General features: G+C 35.0%; 13 protein-coding genes. 10 read left to right on the plus strand and 3 right to left on the minus strand.

The features are described 5' to 3' along the window. Positions 1 to 21 precede the first annotated feature (21 nt). The 4 genes from GM921_RS01525 (at position 22) to GM921_RS01540 (ending at position 6,354) form a co-directional block, all read left to right on the plus strand. Positions 22 to 1,434, plus strand: a complete 1,413-nt coding sequence (locus tag GM921_RS01525; protein WP_182920848.1) for an MFS transporter — start codon at positions 22 to 24, stop codon at positions 1,432 to 1,434. Positions 1,435 to 1,460: 26 nt separating this feature from the next. Then, positions 1,461 to 3,938, plus strand: coding sequence for a glycoside hydrolase family 31 protein (locus GM921_RS01530; protein WP_182920849.1), 2,478 nt, complete (start codon positions 1,461 to 1,463; stop codon positions 3,936 to 3,938). A 71-nt stretch (positions 3,939 to 4,009) separates the two neighbouring features. Continuing rightward, positions 4,010 to 5,995, plus strand: coding sequence for a 1,4-alpha-glucan branching protein GlgB (glgB, locus tag GM921_RS01535; RefSeq protein ID WP_182920850.1), 1,986 nt, complete (start codon positions 4,010 to 4,012; stop codon positions 5,993 to 5,995). A gap of 5 nt (positions 5,996 to 6,000) precedes the next feature. After that, complete coding sequence (locus GM921_RS01540) at positions 6,001 to 6,354, plus strand: DUF6717 family protein (protein WP_182920851.1); 354 nt, start codon at positions 6,001 to 6,003, stop codon at positions 6,352 to 6,354. A gap of 1 nt (position 6,355) precedes the next feature. Here the strand turns inward: GM921_RS01540 and GM921_RS01545 are convergent, their stop codons facing one another. The 3 genes from GM921_RS01545 to GM921_RS01555 form a co-directional block, all read right to left on the minus strand. Beyond that, positions 6,356 to 9,049, minus strand: coding sequence for a CHAT domain-containing protein (locus GM921_RS01545; protein WP_182920852.1), 2,694 nt, complete (start codon positions 9,047 to 9,049; stop codon positions 6,356 to 6,358). Between the two features lie 194 nt (positions 9,050 to 9,243). Then, positions 9,244 to 11,220 carry a PKD domain-containing protein gene (locus tag GM921_RS01550; protein ID WP_449415946.1) on the minus strand — a complete coding sequence of 659 codons (1,977 nt, stop codon included), beginning with the start codon at positions 11,218 to 11,220 and terminating at the stop codon, positions 9,244 to 9,246. A gap of 104 nt (positions 11,221 to 11,324) precedes the next feature. Further along, entirely contained in the window at positions 11,325 to 12,290 is a 966-nt protein-coding gene (locus GM921_RS01555; RefSeq protein WP_182920854.1) for a hypothetical protein, read from the minus strand. A 179-nt stretch (positions 12,291 to 12,469) separates the two neighbouring features. On the opposite strand from GM921_RS01555, the gene GM921_RS01560 reads away from it, so the two are divergent. From GM921_RS01560 to GM921_RS01585, 6 genes are all read left to right on the plus strand, one after another. After that, the gene (locus GM921_RS01560) at positions 12,470 to 13,030 is read left to right on the plus strand and encodes an RNA polymerase sigma factor (protein ID WP_182920855.1); all 561 of its coding nucleotides are present in this window, start codon (positions 12,470 to 12,472) and stop codon (positions 13,028 to 13,030) included. 5 nt (positions 13,031 to 13,035) lie between these two features. Continuing rightward, on the plus strand, positions 13,036 to 13,764 hold the full coding sequence (locus tag GM921_RS01565) for a hypothetical protein (RefSeq protein ID WP_182920856.1): 729 nt from the start codon (positions 13,036 to 13,038) through the stop codon (positions 13,762 to 13,764). Positions 13,765 to 14,021: 257 nt separating this feature from the next. Next, entirely contained in the window at positions 14,022 to 16,376 is a 2,355-nt protein-coding gene (locus GM921_RS01570) for a PAS domain S-box protein (RefSeq protein WP_182920857.1), read from the plus strand. Between the two features lie 83 nt (positions 16,377 to 16,459). After that, positions 16,460 to 17,572: a PAS domain-containing sensor histidine kinase gene (locus GM921_RS01575; protein ID WP_182920858.1), complete on the plus strand. Its 1,113-nt coding sequence runs from the start codon at positions 16,460 to 16,462 to the stop codon at positions 17,570 to 17,572. Positions 17,573 to 17,924: 352 nt separating this feature from the next. After that, a complete protein-coding gene (locus tag GM921_RS01580; protein ID WP_182920859.1) occupies positions 17,925 to 18,287 on the plus strand; it encodes a response regulator in 363 nt (120 codons plus the stop codon). A gap of 136 nt (positions 18,288 to 18,423) precedes the next feature. Next, a complete protein-coding gene (locus GM921_RS01585; protein ID WP_182920860.1) occupies positions 18,424 to 18,861 on the plus strand; it encodes a VOC family protein in 438 nt (145 codons plus the stop codon). The last annotated feature ends 10 nt before the right edge of the window (positions 18,862 to 18,871 follow it).

Below are 18,871 nucleotides of genomic sequence, written 5' to 3' on the forward strand. Positions count from 1 at the left end.
CCGACTAAACCAACCATAACCATGACCGATTTTTCACGTAAACCAAAACTTTCATTTTGGAGCATTTTTAACATGAGCTTCGGCTTTTTGGGTATTCAATTCGGCTTTGCCTTACAAGGCGGTTTTATGTCTCGAATTTTTCAAACCTTAGGCGCAAGCCAAGATAGTATACCTGCTTTGTGGGTTGCAGCACCATTAACGGGTTTATTAGTACAACCGATAATTGGTTATTTAAGTGATAGAACGTGGAATCCAAGATGGGGAAGAAGAAAACCATTCTTTTTAATTGGAGCAGTATTGAGTACTGTTGTCTTGTTTTTCTTGCCAAATTCTCCAGTTTTATGGATGGCTGCAGGATGTTTATGGGTTTTAGATGCGTCTATCAACATTACAATGGAACCTTTTAGGGCTTTGGTTGCCGATAAATTACCCGATTCCCAACGTTCGTATGGTTTCGTAATGCAAACCTTAATTATTGGTGTAGGTACATGGATTGCCAGTAATTTACCGTGGTTGGTTAATAAATTAGGAGTTTCTAATGAAGCCTTGCCAGGAATTGTTCCATTATCGGTAAAAATTGCGTTTGCTATTGGTGGAGTTGTTTTTTTAGGTTCAGTTTTATACACCATTTTCACCACTTCAGAATATCCGCCAGATGATTTAGAAGAATTTAAAAAAGAAAATGAGCAGAGCAAAGGCTTTTTAAACGGATTTAAAGAAATATTTTCTAGCATCGGCCAAATGCCTAAAACAATGAAATTGCTGGGTGTAATACAATTTTTTAGCTGGTTTGCATTCTTTGCCATGTGGAGTTTAGCTACGCCAGCATTAACTACACATGTTTTTCATGCGCCAGCACCCATAGAAAGTGCTTTTAATATGGCCGATGAAAGCTCAAAAGCATTATTTATGTCGGCAAGTAAAGCATATAATGATGCGGCCGATTTAGTGGGTTCTTACATGGGTATGTACGGATTATCATCCATGGCATTTGCGCTTTTACTTACTTTTTATGCCGCTAAAAAAAGTATCAACAGAAAATATATTCATATGTTTAGTTTAATTGCTGGCGGATTAGGTTTCATTTCTATGTACTTTATTCAAGAGCCACAGCAGTTAATTTATTCATTTATTCTAATAGGAATTTCATGGGGAAGTATACTCTCTATGCCTTACGCTATGTTGTCGAGTGCTATAAATCCTAAAAAAATGGGGATTTATATGGGGATTTTTAATATGTTTATTGTAATTCCGCAAATTATCGCTGCAACGGGTGGTTTAAACTATTTATACCATCTAATTTTTGGTTCGGCGGTAATTAATGCAATGCTATTAGCAGGCACTTCTTTGATTATTGGAGGCTTAGCTAATTTCTTAATTACCGATAAAAAGGTAATTACGCATCAAGCGGAAGATACAGAAGTATTAAGTTAAGCATATTGACAGAGAGTTAAATTTTTATGGAAGAAGGAAAAAACCAAGACGAAAAGGAAGAAATTATAGCTGCAGCAGCATCAGATCATATAGAAGACGATATAATTCAACATCTTAACAATCCTGTAACTAGTTTAAAACCAATAGTTAAACAGTATTTAACAGAAGTAAAAGGAGTTAAAAAAGAAAAGAACAAGTTTTATTTTTCTGATGGAAATGCTCGGGTAGAAGTAAGAGTTGTTAGTGATGAAATTATTAGAGTACGGTTAGCGCCACATGGCGTTTTCTTAGATGATTTTTCATATGCGGTTCCACTAGTAGATCAAAAAGTAACCACTTTTAAGTTAGAAGAAAGTGACGAATATTATTCGATTTCTACCAATACTGTAACGTGTAAAGTTAAAAAAGAAAACTTCTTAATCTCTTTTGTCGACAATACAAGTGGCACGATTATGAGCCAAGATACTTCTCCAATGCATTGGGAAGAAAATGTAGAATTTGGTGGTTATTATGTTTACGCAACAAAAGAATGCTTGCCAGAAGAAAACTTCTTCGGTTTAGGAGATAAATCGGGTAACATGAATTTGCGGGGCAGAAAATTCCAAAATTGGAATACAGATGCCTATTCATTTGGTTGGGATCAAGATCCTTTGTACCGCACAATTCCGTTTTATATAGGTATACATCAAGGTGCCGGATATGGAATTTTCTTCGATAATACATTCCGTTCTTATTTTGATTTCGCTAACGAAAACGGTACTAAAACAAGTTTTTGGGCAGATGGAGGCGAGTTACAATATTATTACATTCATGGGCCACACATGATGGATGTGGTTAAGCGTTACCAAACCTTAACAGGAACACATCAATTGCCACCAAAATGGGCTTTAGGTTTTCATCAATGTCGTTGGAGTTATTATCCAGAAAAGAAAGTTAGAGAAATTGCTGAAAGTTTTAGGTCACATCAAATTCCTTGCGATGCGATTTACCTCGATATCGATTACATGGATGGCTATCGTTGTTTTACTTGGAACAAGAAATACTTTCCAGATCCTAAAAAGATGATCAAAGATTTATTGAACATCGGTATGAAAACCGTTGTAATGATAGATCCAGGAATTAAAGTAGACGATAATTATTGGGTATTTAAAGAAGGAAAAGAATACAATTACTTCTGTCGCCGAAGCGATGATTACTTTATGGAAGGGCATGTTTGGCCGGGTAGATGCCAATTTCCAGATTTTACCAATCCAACCGTAAGAGAATGGTTTGGCGGATTATATAAAGAACTAGTAGATTTAGGTGTTGCAGGTTTCTGGAACGACATGAACGAACCAGCAGTTTTTGGCGCAGGTACTTTCCCTAATGATGTAAGGCATAATTACGATGGTTATCGTGGTTCGCACCGTAAAGCACATAATGTGTATGGTATGCAAATGGTACGTTCTACTTATGATGGTTTGAAGAAATTAATGCGTAATAAACGTCCTTTTACTATAACCAGAGCAGGCTATTCTGGTGTGCAACGTTACGCCTGCGTATGGACGGGAGATAACGTAGCCACTTGGGAACATTTAAAAATCGGCAATATACAATGTCAACGAATGTCTATTTCTGGTGTTCCATTTGTAGGAACAGATATTGGTGGTTTTAGTGGTGAGCCAGATGGCGAATTATTTACCCGCTGGATACAATTAGGTACTTTTTCTCCATTTATGAGAGCACATTCTGCTGGTGATACTGCTGAACGCGAACCTTGGAGTTTTGGAGAACCTTTTACGAGCATTAACCGTAAGTTTATAGAATTAAGATATCGGTTAATGCCGTATATATATTCGGTTTTTTGGGAACATCACCGTTATGGTTTCCCAATTTTAAGACCGTTGGTAATGTTGGAACAAGATAAAGTGAGCAATCATTACCGTCAGGATGAATTTACATTTGGAGATAAAATTTTAGTTTGCCCTGTGTTAGAACAAGGTGCAGTTTCTAGAATTGTGTATTTACCAAAAGGACAATGGTACAACTTCTGGACGCACGAATTGTTAAACGGAGAAAATGAATACACCATTGCTGCTCCGTTAGAGGATATGCCTTTGTTTGTACGAGCAGGATCGGTAATTCCAGAATATCCAGTAATGCAATATGTTGGCGAGAAACCGATAGACGAAGTTTGGTTAAACGTATATTATGCAGATTACGAAGTAAATTCATTCTTATTTGAAGATCATGGAGATACATTTGCTTATGAACAAGACATTTATTTAGAGAAGAAATTTAACGTAAAAGGTGATGGTAAAAACTTATTTATCAGACAAGATACGGAAGGTTTGTATACACCAAACTATGAATTGTACGACTATAACGTAATTGGTTTGCCATTTAAAGTAAGCAAGATTTTTGTCGATGATAAAGAAGTAACAGATTTTAACATCGATGAACGCAGTAGATTAAGATTTAAATCGAATAAAAACTTTATACACATTAAGATTATAGGGGCGTAATATTGGGTTAATTGTTTAAATAGTAGAGTTGCTTTATTGTTAAAAATATAACTGATTAATCGAAAACGAAAATGACCAACACAAAAAAAAGTACTCCTGCTAAAGAAGCAAAAGCAATAACAAAGGAAAATCCATTTACAGATTTTGCTAAAAGTGTTTGGGTTCACAGTTTATTTACCGATTTCGATGTTTCTTTATTCGTATCAGGAAAGCATTTCCGTTTGTACGAAAAAATGGGTGCGCACCTTTGTACAGTCAATAAAATTAACGGAACTTATTTTGCCGTTTGGGCGCCCAATGCACAACAAGTAGCGGTTATAGCCAACTTTAACGGATGGAACAGAGAAAGTCATCCACTAAATAAACGTTGGGATGCATCAGGTATTTGGGAAGGATTTATTCCACATGTTGGCAAAGGCGAGGTGTACAAATATTATATCAAAGGGTTTGATGGGAGTGATATAGAAAAAGGAGATCCATATGCGTTGCGTTGGGAACATCCCCCACAAAAGGCTTCTATAGTTTGGGATACAGATTATACATGGAAAGATAAATCGTGGTTAACTAAACGCCCAAAACTCAATGCACTAGACCAGCCAATGTCTGTTTACGAACTACATTTAGGTTCATGGCAACGCGATCCTAGCGATCCAGAAAGAGTGTTAAGCTATGGCGAAATTGCTAAAAGCTTAGTTCCTTACATTTTGGAAATGGGTTTTACGCATGTAGAACTGATGCCGATTATGGAGTATCCGTATTACCCATCTTGGGGATATCAGATTACTGGATATTTCGCCGCAAGTTCCAGACATGGCGCTCCGCAAGATCTAATGCACTTAATAGAAGAACTGCACAAAAATAATATCGCAGTAATATTAGATTGGGTTCCATCACATTTTCCAGGCGATGCGAATGGCTTATTTAATTTTGATGGTACCCATTTATTTGAACATGCCGATATGCGCAAGGGTTTTCATCCCGATTGGAAATCTTACATCTTTAATTACGATAGAAATGAAGTTCGCTCATTCTTAATCAGCAATGCGATGTTTTGGATAGATAAATATCATGCCGATGGTTTACGTGTAGATGCTGTTGCTTCTATGTTATATTTCGATTTCTCGAGAACTGCAGAAGAGGCGGGAACAAATGAATACGGAGGGAGTGAAAATTTAGGTGCTATCCAGTTTCTGAAAGATTTAAACGAAGCAATTTACGGACAGTATAAAGGTGTACAAACTATAGCAGAAGAAAGTAGCACTTTTGATGGTGTTACGCGACCAGTTTATGCAGGCGGTTTAGGTTTTGGTATGAAATGGATGATGGGATGGATGAACGATACCTTGAAATATTTCAAAAACGATCCTATCAATAGAAAGTTCCATCATCATCAGTTAACCTTTAGCATGACGTATGCCTTTACAGAAAACTTTATGTTGCCTTTTTCGCATGATGAAGTAGTGCATGGCAAATCATCTATGATTTATAAAATGCCAGGAGATGAATGGCAAAAATTCGCTAACCTGCGTACACTTTATGCATATATGTTTACGCATCCCGGCACGAAATTGTTATTTATGGGCAATGAATTTGCGCAAACAAACGAATGGAATTTTACTGAATCGTTAAGTTGGGATTTATTGCAACATGCACCACACGCAGGTATGCAACAATTCGTGAAGGCTTTAAATCTGTTATATAGAAAAGAACCAGCCTTATACAAATACAATTTTTCTTACGAAGGCTTTGAATGGATTAACGCAGACGATGCAGATAATTCGGTGTTTATTTATGCAAGAAAATCTGATAAAGCAAAAGATACGTTAGTTATCGTACTTAATTTGACGCCAGTTTACCGAGAAAATTTCAGAATTGGTATCCCGATGAAGGGTAAATGGAAAGAAATTTTTAATACCGATGCGGAAGCGTTTTATGGTAGCGGAAAATTAAATACTGAAACATTGCCGGCAGAAAATATTTCTTTCAATAATCAGAAACAATCCATTGCAATTAATATTCCACCATTGGGTGTTGTTATTTTTAAAAAAGGAGTTTAATATAAATGGTAAAAAGAGACTTCGAATTTTATAAGAATGAAAAGAACGAATGGTATCTGAACTTGCCAGAATGGAATGGAGATCCGGAAGATTTACAAATGGTAGAAGGAGCCGATAAATGGTTAGATTTAGTCAGCAACAATGCCTCAACTGTAAAACTCACATTATCCGACGAACAATTTGACGGTGCCGAAGTCCTTACGCTTTTGCGTATACGTGAAGATAATTTAGGCGGTGGTGGTATTTATTTTTTAGAAAGCTATCAGGATAAAAAAGTAGCACTTAAGCTTTGGCTATGTGAAGTAACCAAATTTGTTTTTAAAGCAATTCCGCAGAAAATTTATTTTATTGTTTTCTAACCTAGTCGTCATTGCGAGGAGCATAGCGACGTGGAAATCTCTTCTTTCTCCAGAAAACCACTAGCGCTAAACATAAGCAAATCCCAACACCAATTCCCATCCATAATCTCCAACTTATAGCTGGCTGCATAGCTATTTGCTGATCTGTGCCCATATAAATTAAACTATCCCAATAATAAGGCAAATAAAGTGCATCAGTAGTTTGATTAGCATTTAGCCAATCTAATTTTGCCGAATGTAATGCCTCTCCATTACTTTTATGCGCTAACAAATGCTTGTAAAAATTACCAGTAATTACTGAAGCAGTAACATCATTCACATTCCATAAACCAGCAATTGTGGCTGGCGTACCAATGGCATTAAATCCTCTAGATAAACTGATAATGCCTTCGCCGTTGGCTAATAAACCATCCGCTGTGCGACAAGCACTTAACACAGCTAAAGATGGTGCACTTTTCTTTGCGGCAAGTTCAAATAGAAAGATTTTCTCTTTCCCAAAATCTAACGTAGGTTCTTGGCTTTTGCCAGATAAATAAGCATGCGTGCCAATATGTAAAATTTTACTTTCTTCAAAGGCGTTGATGAACGTTTTGGAGTTTACTTCATCGTTAAATAGAAACTTTCCACGTATTAATTTTTTGATGCCATCTGCCTCATCTTGCACCGCTTTTAGTGGTTTATTGCTGTTTTTTTGATGCGTAATAAACAATCCTGCAAAATCTTTATGGTTAACTTCAGTTTTATTAGCGGTTAATGTTTTAAGCGAAAATGCATAGGTAATGGTATTGTTTTTTATGAGAAATGGCCAGCTCGAAATGTTGGGTGTGTATTGATTAGTGGTGATTAATCCATCAAAAGAAATGTAACCTAAAACTTCATCAGGTACTATAATGACAGGTTCATTTTTAGTTAATTTAATATCTTTTAAAATGGATTGATAGATTTTATTGGATGCTAAAAAGAATTCTTTAGGCGCATTTAACATCGCATTTGGCCCATGCTGAAAATAAGTATTTGAATATGTTTTTATTAATGATTCTATGTTAGAAGCATTCTCTATTTTTATTACATCATCTATTTTTCTATCCTTAATATCGATTAGATAAATAGCATTTCTACCTACAAAATACTCCAATATTTTTTTGTTTGGCAAGGCAGATAATAGACTGGAAACCTTAACTTCATTATCAAAATTGAATTGTTTATATTTTTGTTTAATCTGTTTGTTAATTAACGCGAGATCATATTTTAAAGAAGCTATAGTTTTTGCATTTTCATTCTCTTTTGCCTCTAAGGCTTGTTTCTCATTATAAATAACTGCTCGCTCTAAAGCTTGTTTCTTTATAAAAAGAGAATCCTTTTTGTTGGCTGCATTTAATAACTGATTTCTATTAATCTGATCTAAAAGTGTTCTTGCTTTATTTTGTTCAGCCAAATCTAAAATGCCAGTTAATAGACTTTTATCTTTTGTTTGTTGATACAGATTAAAACTAATTTCTATTCCTCTTTCAGCTATAATTTTAAGATCAGCTTGTAAACGTTCTTTTGTTTCATCATCTGCAAACTCGCTTCTAATTTTATCAGCAGAAAGCAACCCCAGTTTTATATGTTGAAAAGCTTCGGTAGGTTTTTTAAGTAGGAGATAAGCATTTGCCATTTGCTCAAAAACTTCTACCAATTTATTATCGCCATATATTTTGCTGATAATAAGCGAATTATTTTTGTCAACGATTTTTAAAGTAGTAAGCGTTTTATTAAAGAACTGTAATGCTACTAATGGTTGATTTTGCAGCAATTTTATTCGGCCAAGTTGAGTTAAAATGTTAGCTTTTTCTCGAAATCGACTATTCGCATTATAGGTGTTAAGTACGTTTAAGGCTTTATTAAAATATTCATCGGCTTTTTGAGTTTTGCTTAATGCTAAATAAATATTACCAGCTGTTGTGTAAGTGCTCATTAACCAATAGGCATTCTCTGATTTTATATTTTTTTGCTTATTGATATTTGTTTCAATCAGTTTTGCCGCTTTTATATATTCTTTTTGGTCGAAAAATATATCGGCCAAAATATTGTTTAAAATGATATCGACTTGTGTACCTGGCTTTACCAATGCTAATCCAGCTTTTATGCTTTTTTCAGCATCGCTAAAGTTTCCCATAGAACGATAAGAAATAGCCATGTTACTATAAACCGCAGCTATGTTTTCGGGTTTATCTTTTGTTTGGATAAGAAAGTTAACCGCTTTTTGCTGTAAGAATAAAGCTCTTTCATAATCACCTAAACGTGTATAATTGTTGCTTAATGGTTTTAAAGTATACTCGACAATATCATAGCTGGCAACTTTGTTTTTTTTGTAATAGACAAATGCCGCTTCATAACTATCAATAGCTGATAATATATTTCCAGCTAACAATTGATAATATCCTTGTGTATTTAAAAGATCGAGATAAGCGTAATATTCATCTTGAGTTTTTGGTTGACGCCAAAGCTTTTTCTGAGTTTCGAGTAAAAACAACAATCGCTGCTGCGGATTTAAGCTCACGTAATCTAACCTTTCATACAGCCATTCATTCAAATTGTTTTTTGTTTGAAGAGAGTCTAGTTTACGTTTTACGGCATCACCCTGTGCAAAAACATAGCTATTTACGCAAAGAAATATGAAAATAAGAGTGTAACGTAAAAGGGCTGAACGCATAAATAGGATTGCATTTCAGCTAATTTATTAAATAGATTTCTATAAACGGTCGTCACCCTGAATTTTTCAATAGCTTTCATTGATTTTTGTCTTCAAGAAAGCTTCGCTGTTTATTTCAGGGCCTTTATAACAGGAAAGATGCTTCGACTACGCTCAGCATGACGGGTATGACGAGCATGACGGGATATCTATTCTTATAACTTCCAAGTTAGATACGTACCCATGCGGCTATTGTTAGTTTTTGGATCGTATAAATACCTGAAGCCAATAGATGGGCCTACATGAACTAAACCCAATTGTACATCTGCAAAAAAGGAAGCATTGATATCTGAAAAACGCTTGGTCAAATCATTTGCAATTACATTTAAGTTTACTTGTGTGCCTTGCGCCGGAATTAATCTATATCGCAATTCATCTGTAGATTTATCGTATAAATTAACAGAAACCAATGTGCCTGCACCTGCACCAATATATTTATTCAGGTTGTACCTAAATTGTAAGGGCACAGCATTAATGGTCATAATTTTAGTAGTTCTGTAATTATCTTTTCTATCAATCCGATACGGAATTTTATTAACTATGGTATCTCTAGATATCCCAACATCTGTATTCACCAAGAAAGTGTTTTCCTTAAACGTGTTTAAATAAACTTCTACTTGCCAATATGAACGATGCGGTGCATAAGGTGCTAAACTTGCACCAATTACAAAGTTTTTATCGTTCAAATAGTTCTTGTTATCTGTTTGGAAAGGGAAACCATAGCCTATGATTAACGCAGGAGATAAACCCATTTTAAATCGGCCAACAGCTCTGTTGGTGTAAATAGGTTCGTTTTTGTCAAATACAATTGCCGCTCCACTTTTTATGGGTAGCTTTTTAGGTTTCTCTTTAAATCTGATTTTATATTCTACAAAACCCATAGTAGAGTCTGCATCGTTTACACCTTTTTGCTGTAATCCCGGTAGGTAAATATTACTAAACACAAAGTGAACACTATCTGTTCCTTTAATGGTTTTAATACAGCTTTGTCCGGTATAAGCCGAATCGCAATTCACTACCTCGGGTTTTGTTTTGGTAACTCTTAGTGTAGTCATGCTAAATACTTCAGAAATGTTTGCGGCAACATCAATCTTTTTTGCTGGACCTTCTCCTGTATTCTGAAAACGAATTTTATAAGTTAACTCTCTGTTTTTTCCTGTAAAACGATAATTCATTCTGCTTTTTCTGAGCACCATTTTATTTGGATCGTGAGAAGCAACAATTTGCAATTCCATGTTAAAGAACTCAGTTTCTAGTAAAGGATTATCAGGAATAAAAACAGCGGAAATTCTCACCACTGCATTCGTATCCTTCACCATTTCTGGTGTAGTTTTAAAATGCATGAAAAGAAAACGTTCTTCACCTTGTTGTAAGTTTTCAAATCTCCAGCTTTCACTGCTTTTAAAATCCTTTGCTTTATCTTTTAACAACACTTTCTCATCAAATGCGGTTGTACTTGGCATTTCATTGGTTAAAGAAGCATAATAAACAGGAGCATTTTTTTTGCTGGGTACGTATGCAGTGGTTAACATCGATTTTAAATCACCTTTTTTCTCGTTGTTGTACGTTCTAGTTTCAGCCAATACAAAATTGTTATTCGCAAATTCTCTATCATTATATAAAATAGCAACAGTACCATTCACATTTTGTTGACCATTTGTTGCTTTGTTTCTATAACCAAAAACCAACATCATATCGTCGCCAGGTTTGGGCATACAATTACTTTTTAGTTCTATGTTTCCGCCCATTTTAAATAATCCAGAAGGATCATTAGACGCTAGCATTGGTTTAGGGGTAAGTGGTTTTATTGGTCGTGGTTTAGTAGGTGGGCGTTTGCCGTCATCGTAATTATTAGTCGCAAAAAGCCTCACTTTTACCGAGTCTGTTTTTTTATACTGATGAATAGGATCTTTCTCAAAGCTAAATCCACCGTCGCCAAACTCCCAAAAATAAGTATAGAATGGGGCAGGAGCTCCCGCTATTTGACGCAATGGTCTAAGTTCCGAATCGAATTTAGTAGCGCCATTTTCCGTGGTGTATTTAATAATGGCAGGTACCGTATCGGTTGGTAAAACCTGAGCATGTAGTATAGTTATACTCATGCAGCATAAAATTAAGAGTAGCGTTTTCATCACTAATAAATTTATATAATTTTATTTGTAATAAAGAAATGACTAAAAAAGATGAAACCCATAACGGGCTCCATCTTTCAGTTAAAAATTAGGGAATTTTTATCTTAGTAACCATCTAAACTATTAATGGCGAGTTGAACTTGTGCTTCGGTAGTTTCAACCAATGTTAATGTAATGCTTTGACTAGCAACAATGGTTGTTTCCTGCTCAGCATAATAATATTTTCCATCTTTTATACAGAACGATAAATATTTACCTTGTACACCAATTGGCATCATATCATCGTAACTTTTTACTTTGTTAGCACCATCTGGAGTGTATAATTGAGCAGCTACATTACTTCCTTTTGCACAGAAGAACACAAAAGTTTCTCCGCTAAATGCTCTAAATGAAGCCATGGTACCTGGGTTGTTTACCAACGTTACTCTAGTGGTAGTTTTCGGATTGGTATAGCTATAAAACACATCACAGTTAATCCATCCTAAATTTCCCATATCAAATGTGAAATTACCGCCAATTGCTTCCGAATCTCTTTTAATACCTACACCATTTGCTGCTTGTGCAGGTGCTTGCCATGCCATCTGATTATCTGCACCTACTTTTTCTACACCTTCCCAAATTTGCGTAACGCCAGCTCTTTTTGCAGGGATTGAAATTTTAATAGCAGCACTTAACGCTTGATCTACTTTTACACCGTTTACACTTGCATTTAAGTAAATAAAACCATCAGATGCTAAAGGAGCGCCACTAATATGGTTAGTGTTTGTGCCGCTAAATAAAACTGAACTTCTATTTAATACTTCAATTGCACTATAGGTTACATCGCCAGTTATGGCAACGCCACCAATTTTCAACGCACCAGCTGGAATAGTGATTTTTGTTCCGCCTTTTAAGGTAAAGGTATGTTCTACGGTGTTGTTCATTTTTAAGGTTTGAACTTCTGGTCCGTATAGTTCTGCAAATTCTTTAGCCGATTTTGCAACACCTTTAGTGTTTGAATCTTTTTTACATGCTGCCGAACATAAAATGATAAGGGCAACGATTACATAGGTTAAGTTAAATTTTTTCATGATTTCTAGTTTTTACAGTTTTGCTTACTCTTTAAAGGCTTTTCAGCAGCCGCCATTTTATAGGGTTTGATGTTATATAAGTCGTATCCAAAATTTGTTACCCCTTATTTTTAATTTTTTTTTCGCAATGCGGAAGAAACATTAAATTAGAGCACAAAATCCCTCAAAATCACTTGTCAATGGCTAAAGCAGTACATCCCGATCAGCGTTATTTAACAGCGTTGATAACTAATGATACCGGGGTAGTTAACGAGATTTATAAAAAGTGCGCAGGCAAAGTGAAATCTTTTATCGTTTTTAATAACGGAACAACTAGCGATGCCGAGGATATTTTTCAGGAAGCTTTAGTAGATATCTATAATCAGGCTAAATACAAAAATTTACAACTCACTTGTCCGTTTGAACCTTTTCTTTTATTGGTGTGTAAACGTAAATGGTTAAATGAATTGAAAAAAAGATCCATTTTACCGGTAACAAAAAACGAGGACGACTTATTACATATCGGCGAGGATACATTTGAACAAGCTGAACTATTGGAACAACAACAAGAACAGTCTACTTTGTTTTTAAAAGCTTTTGAGAAATTGGGCGAGCGTTGCAAAGAAATCATTAGATGGAGTATGCAGGGCGATGCACAAGAAAAAGTAGCAGAAGCATTGGGCGTTACGTATGGCTATTTAAGAAAAAAGAAATCGGAATGTATGGCGAGCCTTATTAAATTGGTTCAGGTAAATAAATAGAAAAGATGACTGAGGATAAAATTTTACTAACTGCCCGTTATGCTGAGGGAGATTTGAATGAGGATGAAAGTGCTGCATTTGAAACGCGTATGCAAAGCGATGAAGAGTTGCAGCAACACTTAAAAGATTACCAGCACATTCATCAAAGTTTAAAAATGCAATTGGCAAATGATGCAAACGATGAACGATTTAAGAATACTTTAAAAGGATTAAACAAGCAATACTTTAGAGATGAACCGAAAGTTATTTCCTTTAAACCTGCGCTTAAATGGTTAACTGGAGTTGCTGCGGTTTTAATTGTTGGACTTTTAGTTTGGGCACCTTGGAGAAGTAATTTATATGAAAAATATGCTAACAACGGACAAATGTTAGTTACAGAAAGGGGAGCAGAAGCTACAACAGATTTAGACAAAGCTGCAGCATTGTACAATGAGAAAAATTATTCGGCAGCTAAAACTATACTCGAAAAGTTATATGTTAAGGAGCCAGCAAATGCAATGCTTGGTTATTATTACGGTTTAACTTTATTAGAAACAACACAATTAGATAGCGGTAGAAAAGTGTTAACTCAAATTTATACTGGTGAATCTGTATTTAAATATGATTCTGCTTATGGCATTGCATTAAGCTATTTAAAAGAAGATAAAAAAGCGGAGTGTAAAACATGGTTGCAAAAAATCCCTAAAGGCACTACGCATTATCAGCAAGCAATAGAGTTGATAGAGAAGTTGTAAGTTTTTTACCATCCTTCTCGTCTTTGCCTCACTGCTCGTCATTCCCGTGAAAACGGGAATCCTAAAGCGATAAAAAGGTTTGCTATAGCATTACGATTCCCAATCGAGTTGGGAATGACGAGTAGGTACTTATGTGGTTTACTATAATTTTTATTTGTTGCCACACCATTTAACCAATTTTAGTATATTAGCGTAGTTAACACGCCCTCATCAAATTGGTTCATGCTAGTACTAACCTCAAGCTTCTTTAAATAGCCATGGAGAAGAAACCACGTAAGCTATCGGCTTGGTTTTTATCAAGACCTAGAACATCAGGGTTTATATTCTTTCTATTTCTACTTAGTCTTATCGGTTTAATTGTTAGTCAGCGTTACCAACTTTTTCAAGAAAATAAAGAACGAGAAATTTCTAATATTCTAGATGGCGTAGAGCAGAACATAGAGCAAACGTTAAAAAACCATTATACCGTTGCACTCACGTTAGCACTTACGGTAGATAATAATGGCGTTCCACAAAATTTCGATGAAGTTGCTAAACAACTAATTGCCTCAAACCCAGATTTACAAGCAGTGCAACTCGTACCAAATGGTGTAGTAAAATATATCTATCCCCTAAAAGGAAATGAAGCCGTACTTAATTTAAACCTTTATAAAAGTCCTCCGCGAACTATACTCGAAGCCGAAAAAGCAATTAAGAGTAGAAAAATGTATTACCAAGGCCCGGTTAAACTTACCCAAGGTGGGGTAGGTGTAATAGGCAGATTACCGTTGTTTATCAATAATAAATTTTGGGGTTTTTCGGCTGTAGTCATTAAACTCGAAAAACTATTCGAAGCAGCAGGAATTGATAATAAAAAGTACGAAGATTACCAATTTCAATTCTCTAAAGTAAACGACATAACCCATAAAGAAGAGTTCTTTCTTCCTTCTACACAGGATTTTACCGGGCAACAAGCTAAAGCCATCAATTTCCCCGATGGCGATTGGAAACTATACGTAGTTAACGTAAACCCTTACAGTAGCTGGCTTCAATTAATAAGTGCCGTATTATTTGGTATAGGTTTAACAGGCTTATCTAGTTATTTATTAACCAGATTACTTAAAAAACAAGCGCTATTGCAAGGAACAGTTTCTCATCAAGCATCGCAATTAATAGATACCGAAAGCAAGTTTAAAAACATTTTTGATCATGCTGCCATCGGCATTGCCAGAATAAGTTCACTAACAGGTCAAATTTTAGAAGTTAACCAACATCTGTGTAATTTTTTAGGTTATACCGAAGAAGAGTTAATGAGTAAAAAAATTAAATCGGTTATTTACCCCGATGATTTAGCAGAAGATAGAGACCTCTTTAAACAGATTTTAAGTGGAAACATTAGGCAGTATAACAACGAGAAAAGATATTTAACAAAGGAGGGTAAGGTAATTTGGGGCAATGTAATTATAACTCCCCTGTGGAATGTAGGCGAAGAACCCACCAACCATATTGTAATTGTAGAAGATGTAACCAAACGTAAACGAGAAGAACAAATTTTAATCGCCTCTCAACAACGTATCGAATCGCTTATTAACACAGTAGATGGTATTGTGTGGGAAGGAAATCCGGAAGATAGTACCTACACATTTACCAGTAAAAAAGTGCAGGATATTTTAGGGTATACACCTAAACAGTTTATGAATATCCCAAGGTTTTGGTTTGATCATTTACACCCAGAAGACAAAGAGAGAGTAGAAACCTATATCTCTAAAAGTACCAAAGAAGAAAAACAGCGTGATTTTGAATACCGGATGATTGCAAAAGATAAATCCATAGTTTGGATTAGAGATATTGTAACCATTATTAAAGAAGTTGGACAACCTGTAAAATTAAGAGGGATTATGATTGATATTACCAATCAGAAACATGCAGAAGCCACTTTAAATAAATCATATCAGTTGGTAACCGAGCAAAATAAACGCTTACTTAATTTCTCTTACATCGTTTCGCACAATTTACGTTCGCATTCTAGCAATATACAAGGCATTTCTGCCTTAATAGAAAGTGCAAAAACAGAAGACGATAGAAACGAAATGATACAGCTATTAAAAACGGTAGCCAATAATTTAAACGAAACCTTGTTTAACCTAAACAATGTTATCAATATTCAAACCAGCATAGATATTATTGTAGAACCATTAAATCTGTACGATTACATTATAAAAACATTAACCACACAAAATGCTCAGATTTTAAGTAGACAAGCAACAATTTTAAACAAAGTTGATCCACATATAGAGATTACGTACAACAGATCGTATCTAGAAAGTATTTTGCTCAACCTAATTTCTAATGCATTGCGTTACAGTCATCCCGATAGGAAACCAGTTATTTCTATAACCTGTTTTGAAGAAAACGGACAATTAGTGTTAAGAATGTCTGATAATGGCATTGGTATAGACTTAAAAAAATACGGCGATAAAATGTTTGGGATCTATCAAACGTTTAATGGCAACGCCGATGCCAGAGGATTTGGTTTATTTATTTCTAAAAACCAAGTAGAAGCCATGGGTGGCAAAATAGAAGTAGAAAGCGATTTAAACAAAGGCACCACATTTAAAATTTATTTTAAATAAAGGCAGGTTTAAATCAAATGATTCTTTAATATTGAAATCATTAATAGCAGCTAAATCTACGTACAGCTCACCACTCACTACCTATGGAGCAAATAGACAATTCAGACTTTTTAAATATCTCGAAAGATAAATACGATGAATATCTGCTGCTAAGCAATTTCTTTATGATTTCTGCAGATTTATTGTGCATTGCAGGTTTCGATGGGTATTTTAAAAGAATAAATCCTGCAGTAGTTAAATTGTTAGGCTATACAGAAGAAGAATTGATGGCCAAGCCTATTAATGATTTCGTGTATAGCGATGATAAAAATATAACTAATAATTCTCGTAAAACGGTGTATGATGGAATCCTGTTAAGCAATTTCGAAAACCGTTACGTGACCAAAAGTGGCGAAATTGTTTGGCTCGCTTGGACATCTATGCCTTCGGTAGAAAAGAAATTAGTATTTGCTATTGCTAAAGATGTAACACTTAAAAAACGACAAGAAGAAGAACGTAATTTGCTGATTGCCAACTTGAGTAAAATTAACAAAGACCTACAAAGTTTTACTCAAATGACTTCTCATGATATGAGATCTCCGGTAAATAATATCTTAGCCATTTCTAGGTTATTAGATCATGCTAAAATAGAAGATCCAAAGACCGCAGAATTAGTAGAAATATTAAAATCTACCAGCGAACGCCTACATCATACCATTAATAACTTTGTTGATGTGATGATTAAAAACGACAAAGTGAATGTGCAATTGGAAGAATTAAATCTCAACGCTGTTGTAAACACGGTTACTAAATCTATTGGCTCACTTATCATCAATGCGAATGCGCAACTAGTGAGCGATTTTTCTGCTTATGATACCATTCAGTTTAATAAAGTGTATTTAGAAAGTATTTTTCTGAATTTATTTACAAATGCAATTAAATACGCTAAACCCAATACAGCACCACTAATTAAAGTTACCGCTGTCATAACAAATGGGGTACATCAATTAATCATTTCAGATAATGGTTTGGGCTTTGATATAGCTAAAGTAAAAGATAAAATCTTCGGACTATATCAAGTCTTTCATCAACATGAAGATAGTAAAGGGCTGGGCTTACATTTAGTGCATCAACATATTACTTCTTTAGGTGGTAAAATAGAAGTAGAAAGTCGCTTAAATGAAGGGACAACGTTTACCATTTCTTTTAAATCTTAACTTTTACCTTTTACCTCCCTGCTTCGTCTTTGCGAGGAGCGCAGCGAACCACGATTGCTCAGCGAAGCTAAATTTTAAGTTTCAAAGATTTCTCCATTCCGCTACACTCCAGTCCAAAGGACGATGCTTAACCATATTCCTCATTCCCTTCCTACTCCGTCATTCCCGTGAAAACGGGAATCGTAAAGCGGAAAAAAAGGTCTACTATAGCATTACGGTTCCCAATCGAGTTGGGAATGACGGGACTACCGAACTAAAAAACTCAATTAAATAAAACTTAAAACAATTCACATCAAAAAACTATTGTCTTAGTAATACGTTGATGATCAATGTGTATAAAAGATAAGTGGAAATGAAAAAAATATTGATTGTGGATGACAGTACAGATATACTGGAAGCACTTGCCCTGTTATTAAATTTAGAAGGTTACAACGTTAAAACTGTTGATAATGGTTACTTTTTAACCAATGCCGTTAAACTATTTAAACCAGATGTTATTTTGCTAGATGTGATGCTGGGCTTATTAGATGGAAGAAAACTATGTGATGAATTAAAACATATGTCGGAAACAGCTCATATCCCTATTATTATGATTTCTGCAACACATGATCTTAGCTCACTAACTACCGGAAGTTGTGGTGCAAATGATTTTTTACCAAAACCATTTAACATAGACCAGCTGTTAGAAAAGGTAAGTTTTCAATTGGCTAGTTAGTTTACAGTCTTCCTATTTGCCTTTTCTTATTCACAAAGCTGAATAAATATTTACTCGAAATTCATTTTTAAGTAGCGGTATTTATAATAACTTTATAATTGAAAACAAAACAATAAACAACTAAAACAGAAGAACAATGGCACAAGTAAATCCTTATTTAACCTTTGGCGGTAATTGCGAAGAGGCTTTTAATTTTTATAAATCAGTATTTGGTGGAGAATTCCCTTATATAGGCAGATTTAATGAGATGCCACCTATGGAAGGCTGCCCTGAAATGCCAGCATCTGAAGGCGAAAAAATAATGCACGTTTCTTTACCAATTAGCAAAGAAACTACCTTAATGGGTAGCGACAGTTCTGAAGCATTTGGACAAGCGAACGTAGTAGGCAATAATTTTTCTATTTCTATTAATGCTGATAGTCATGAAGAAGCGGATAAATTATTTAATGGCTTATCTGCTGGCGGAACAGTAACCATGCCGATGGATAAAACCTTTTGGGGTGCTTACTTTGGTATGTTTACAGATAAGTTTGGCATCAATTGGATGGTTAACCACGATGAAGTTCAGAAATAAAAAGTATTAA

It is taken from the genome of Pedobacter planticolens, from assembly GCF_014172375.1.
In the GTDB taxonomy this organism is placed as follows: Bacteria; Bacteroidota; Bacteroidia; order Sphingobacteriales; family Sphingobacteriaceae; genus Pedobacter; species Pedobacter planticolens.

What these genes read in the sequence shown, in the direction of transcription:
- GM921_RS01525 (WP_182920848.1), top strand. Translation starts at nt 22, where the DNA reads ATGACCGATTTTTCACGTAAACCAAAACTTTCATTTTGGAGCATTTTT.
- GM921_RS01530 (WP_182920849.1), top strand. Translation starts at nt 1,461, where the DNA reads ATGGAAGAAGGAAAAAACCAAGACGAAAAGGAAGAAATTATAGCTGCA.
- glgB (WP_182920850.1), top strand. Translation starts at nt 4,010, where the DNA reads ATGACCAACACAAAAAAAAGTACTCCTGCTAAAGAAGCAAAAGCAATA.
- GM921_RS01540 (WP_182920851.1), top strand. Translation starts at nt 6,001, where the DNA reads ATGGTAAAAAGAGACTTCGAATTTTATAAGAATGAAAAGAACGAATGG.
- GM921_RS01545 (WP_182920852.1), bottom strand. Translation starts at nt 9,049, where the DNA reads ATGCGTTCAGCCCTTTTACGTTACACTCTTATTTTCATATTTCTTTGC.
- GM921_RS01550 (WP_449415946.1), bottom strand. Translation starts at nt 11,220, where the DNA reads ATGAAAACGCTACTCTTAATTTTATGCTGCATGAGTATAACTATACTA.
- GM921_RS01555 (WP_182920854.1), bottom strand. Translation starts at nt 12,290, where the DNA reads ATGAAAAAATTTAACTTAACCTATGTAATCGTTGCCCTTATCATTTTA.
- GM921_RS01560 (WP_182920855.1), top strand. Translation starts at nt 12,470, where the DNA reads ATGGCTAAAGCAGTACATCCCGATCAGCGTTATTTAACAGCGTTGATA.
- GM921_RS01565 (WP_182920856.1), top strand. Translation starts at nt 13,036, where the DNA reads ATGACTGAGGATAAAATTTTACTAACTGCCCGTTATGCTGAGGGAGAT.
- GM921_RS01570 (WP_182920857.1), top strand. Translation starts at nt 14,022, where the DNA reads ATGGAGAAGAAACCACGTAAGCTATCGGCTTGGTTTTTATCAAGACCT.
- GM921_RS01575 (WP_182920858.1), top strand. Translation starts at nt 16,460, where the DNA reads ATGGAGCAAATAGACAATTCAGACTTTTTAAATATCTCGAAAGATAAA.
- GM921_RS01580 (WP_182920859.1), top strand. Translation starts at nt 17,925, where the DNA reads ATGAAAAAAATATTGATTGTGGATGACAGTACAGATATACTGGAAGCA.
- GM921_RS01585 (WP_182920860.1), top strand. Translation starts at nt 18,424, where the DNA reads ATGGCACAAGTAAATCCTTATTTAACCTTTGGCGGTAATTGCGAAGAG.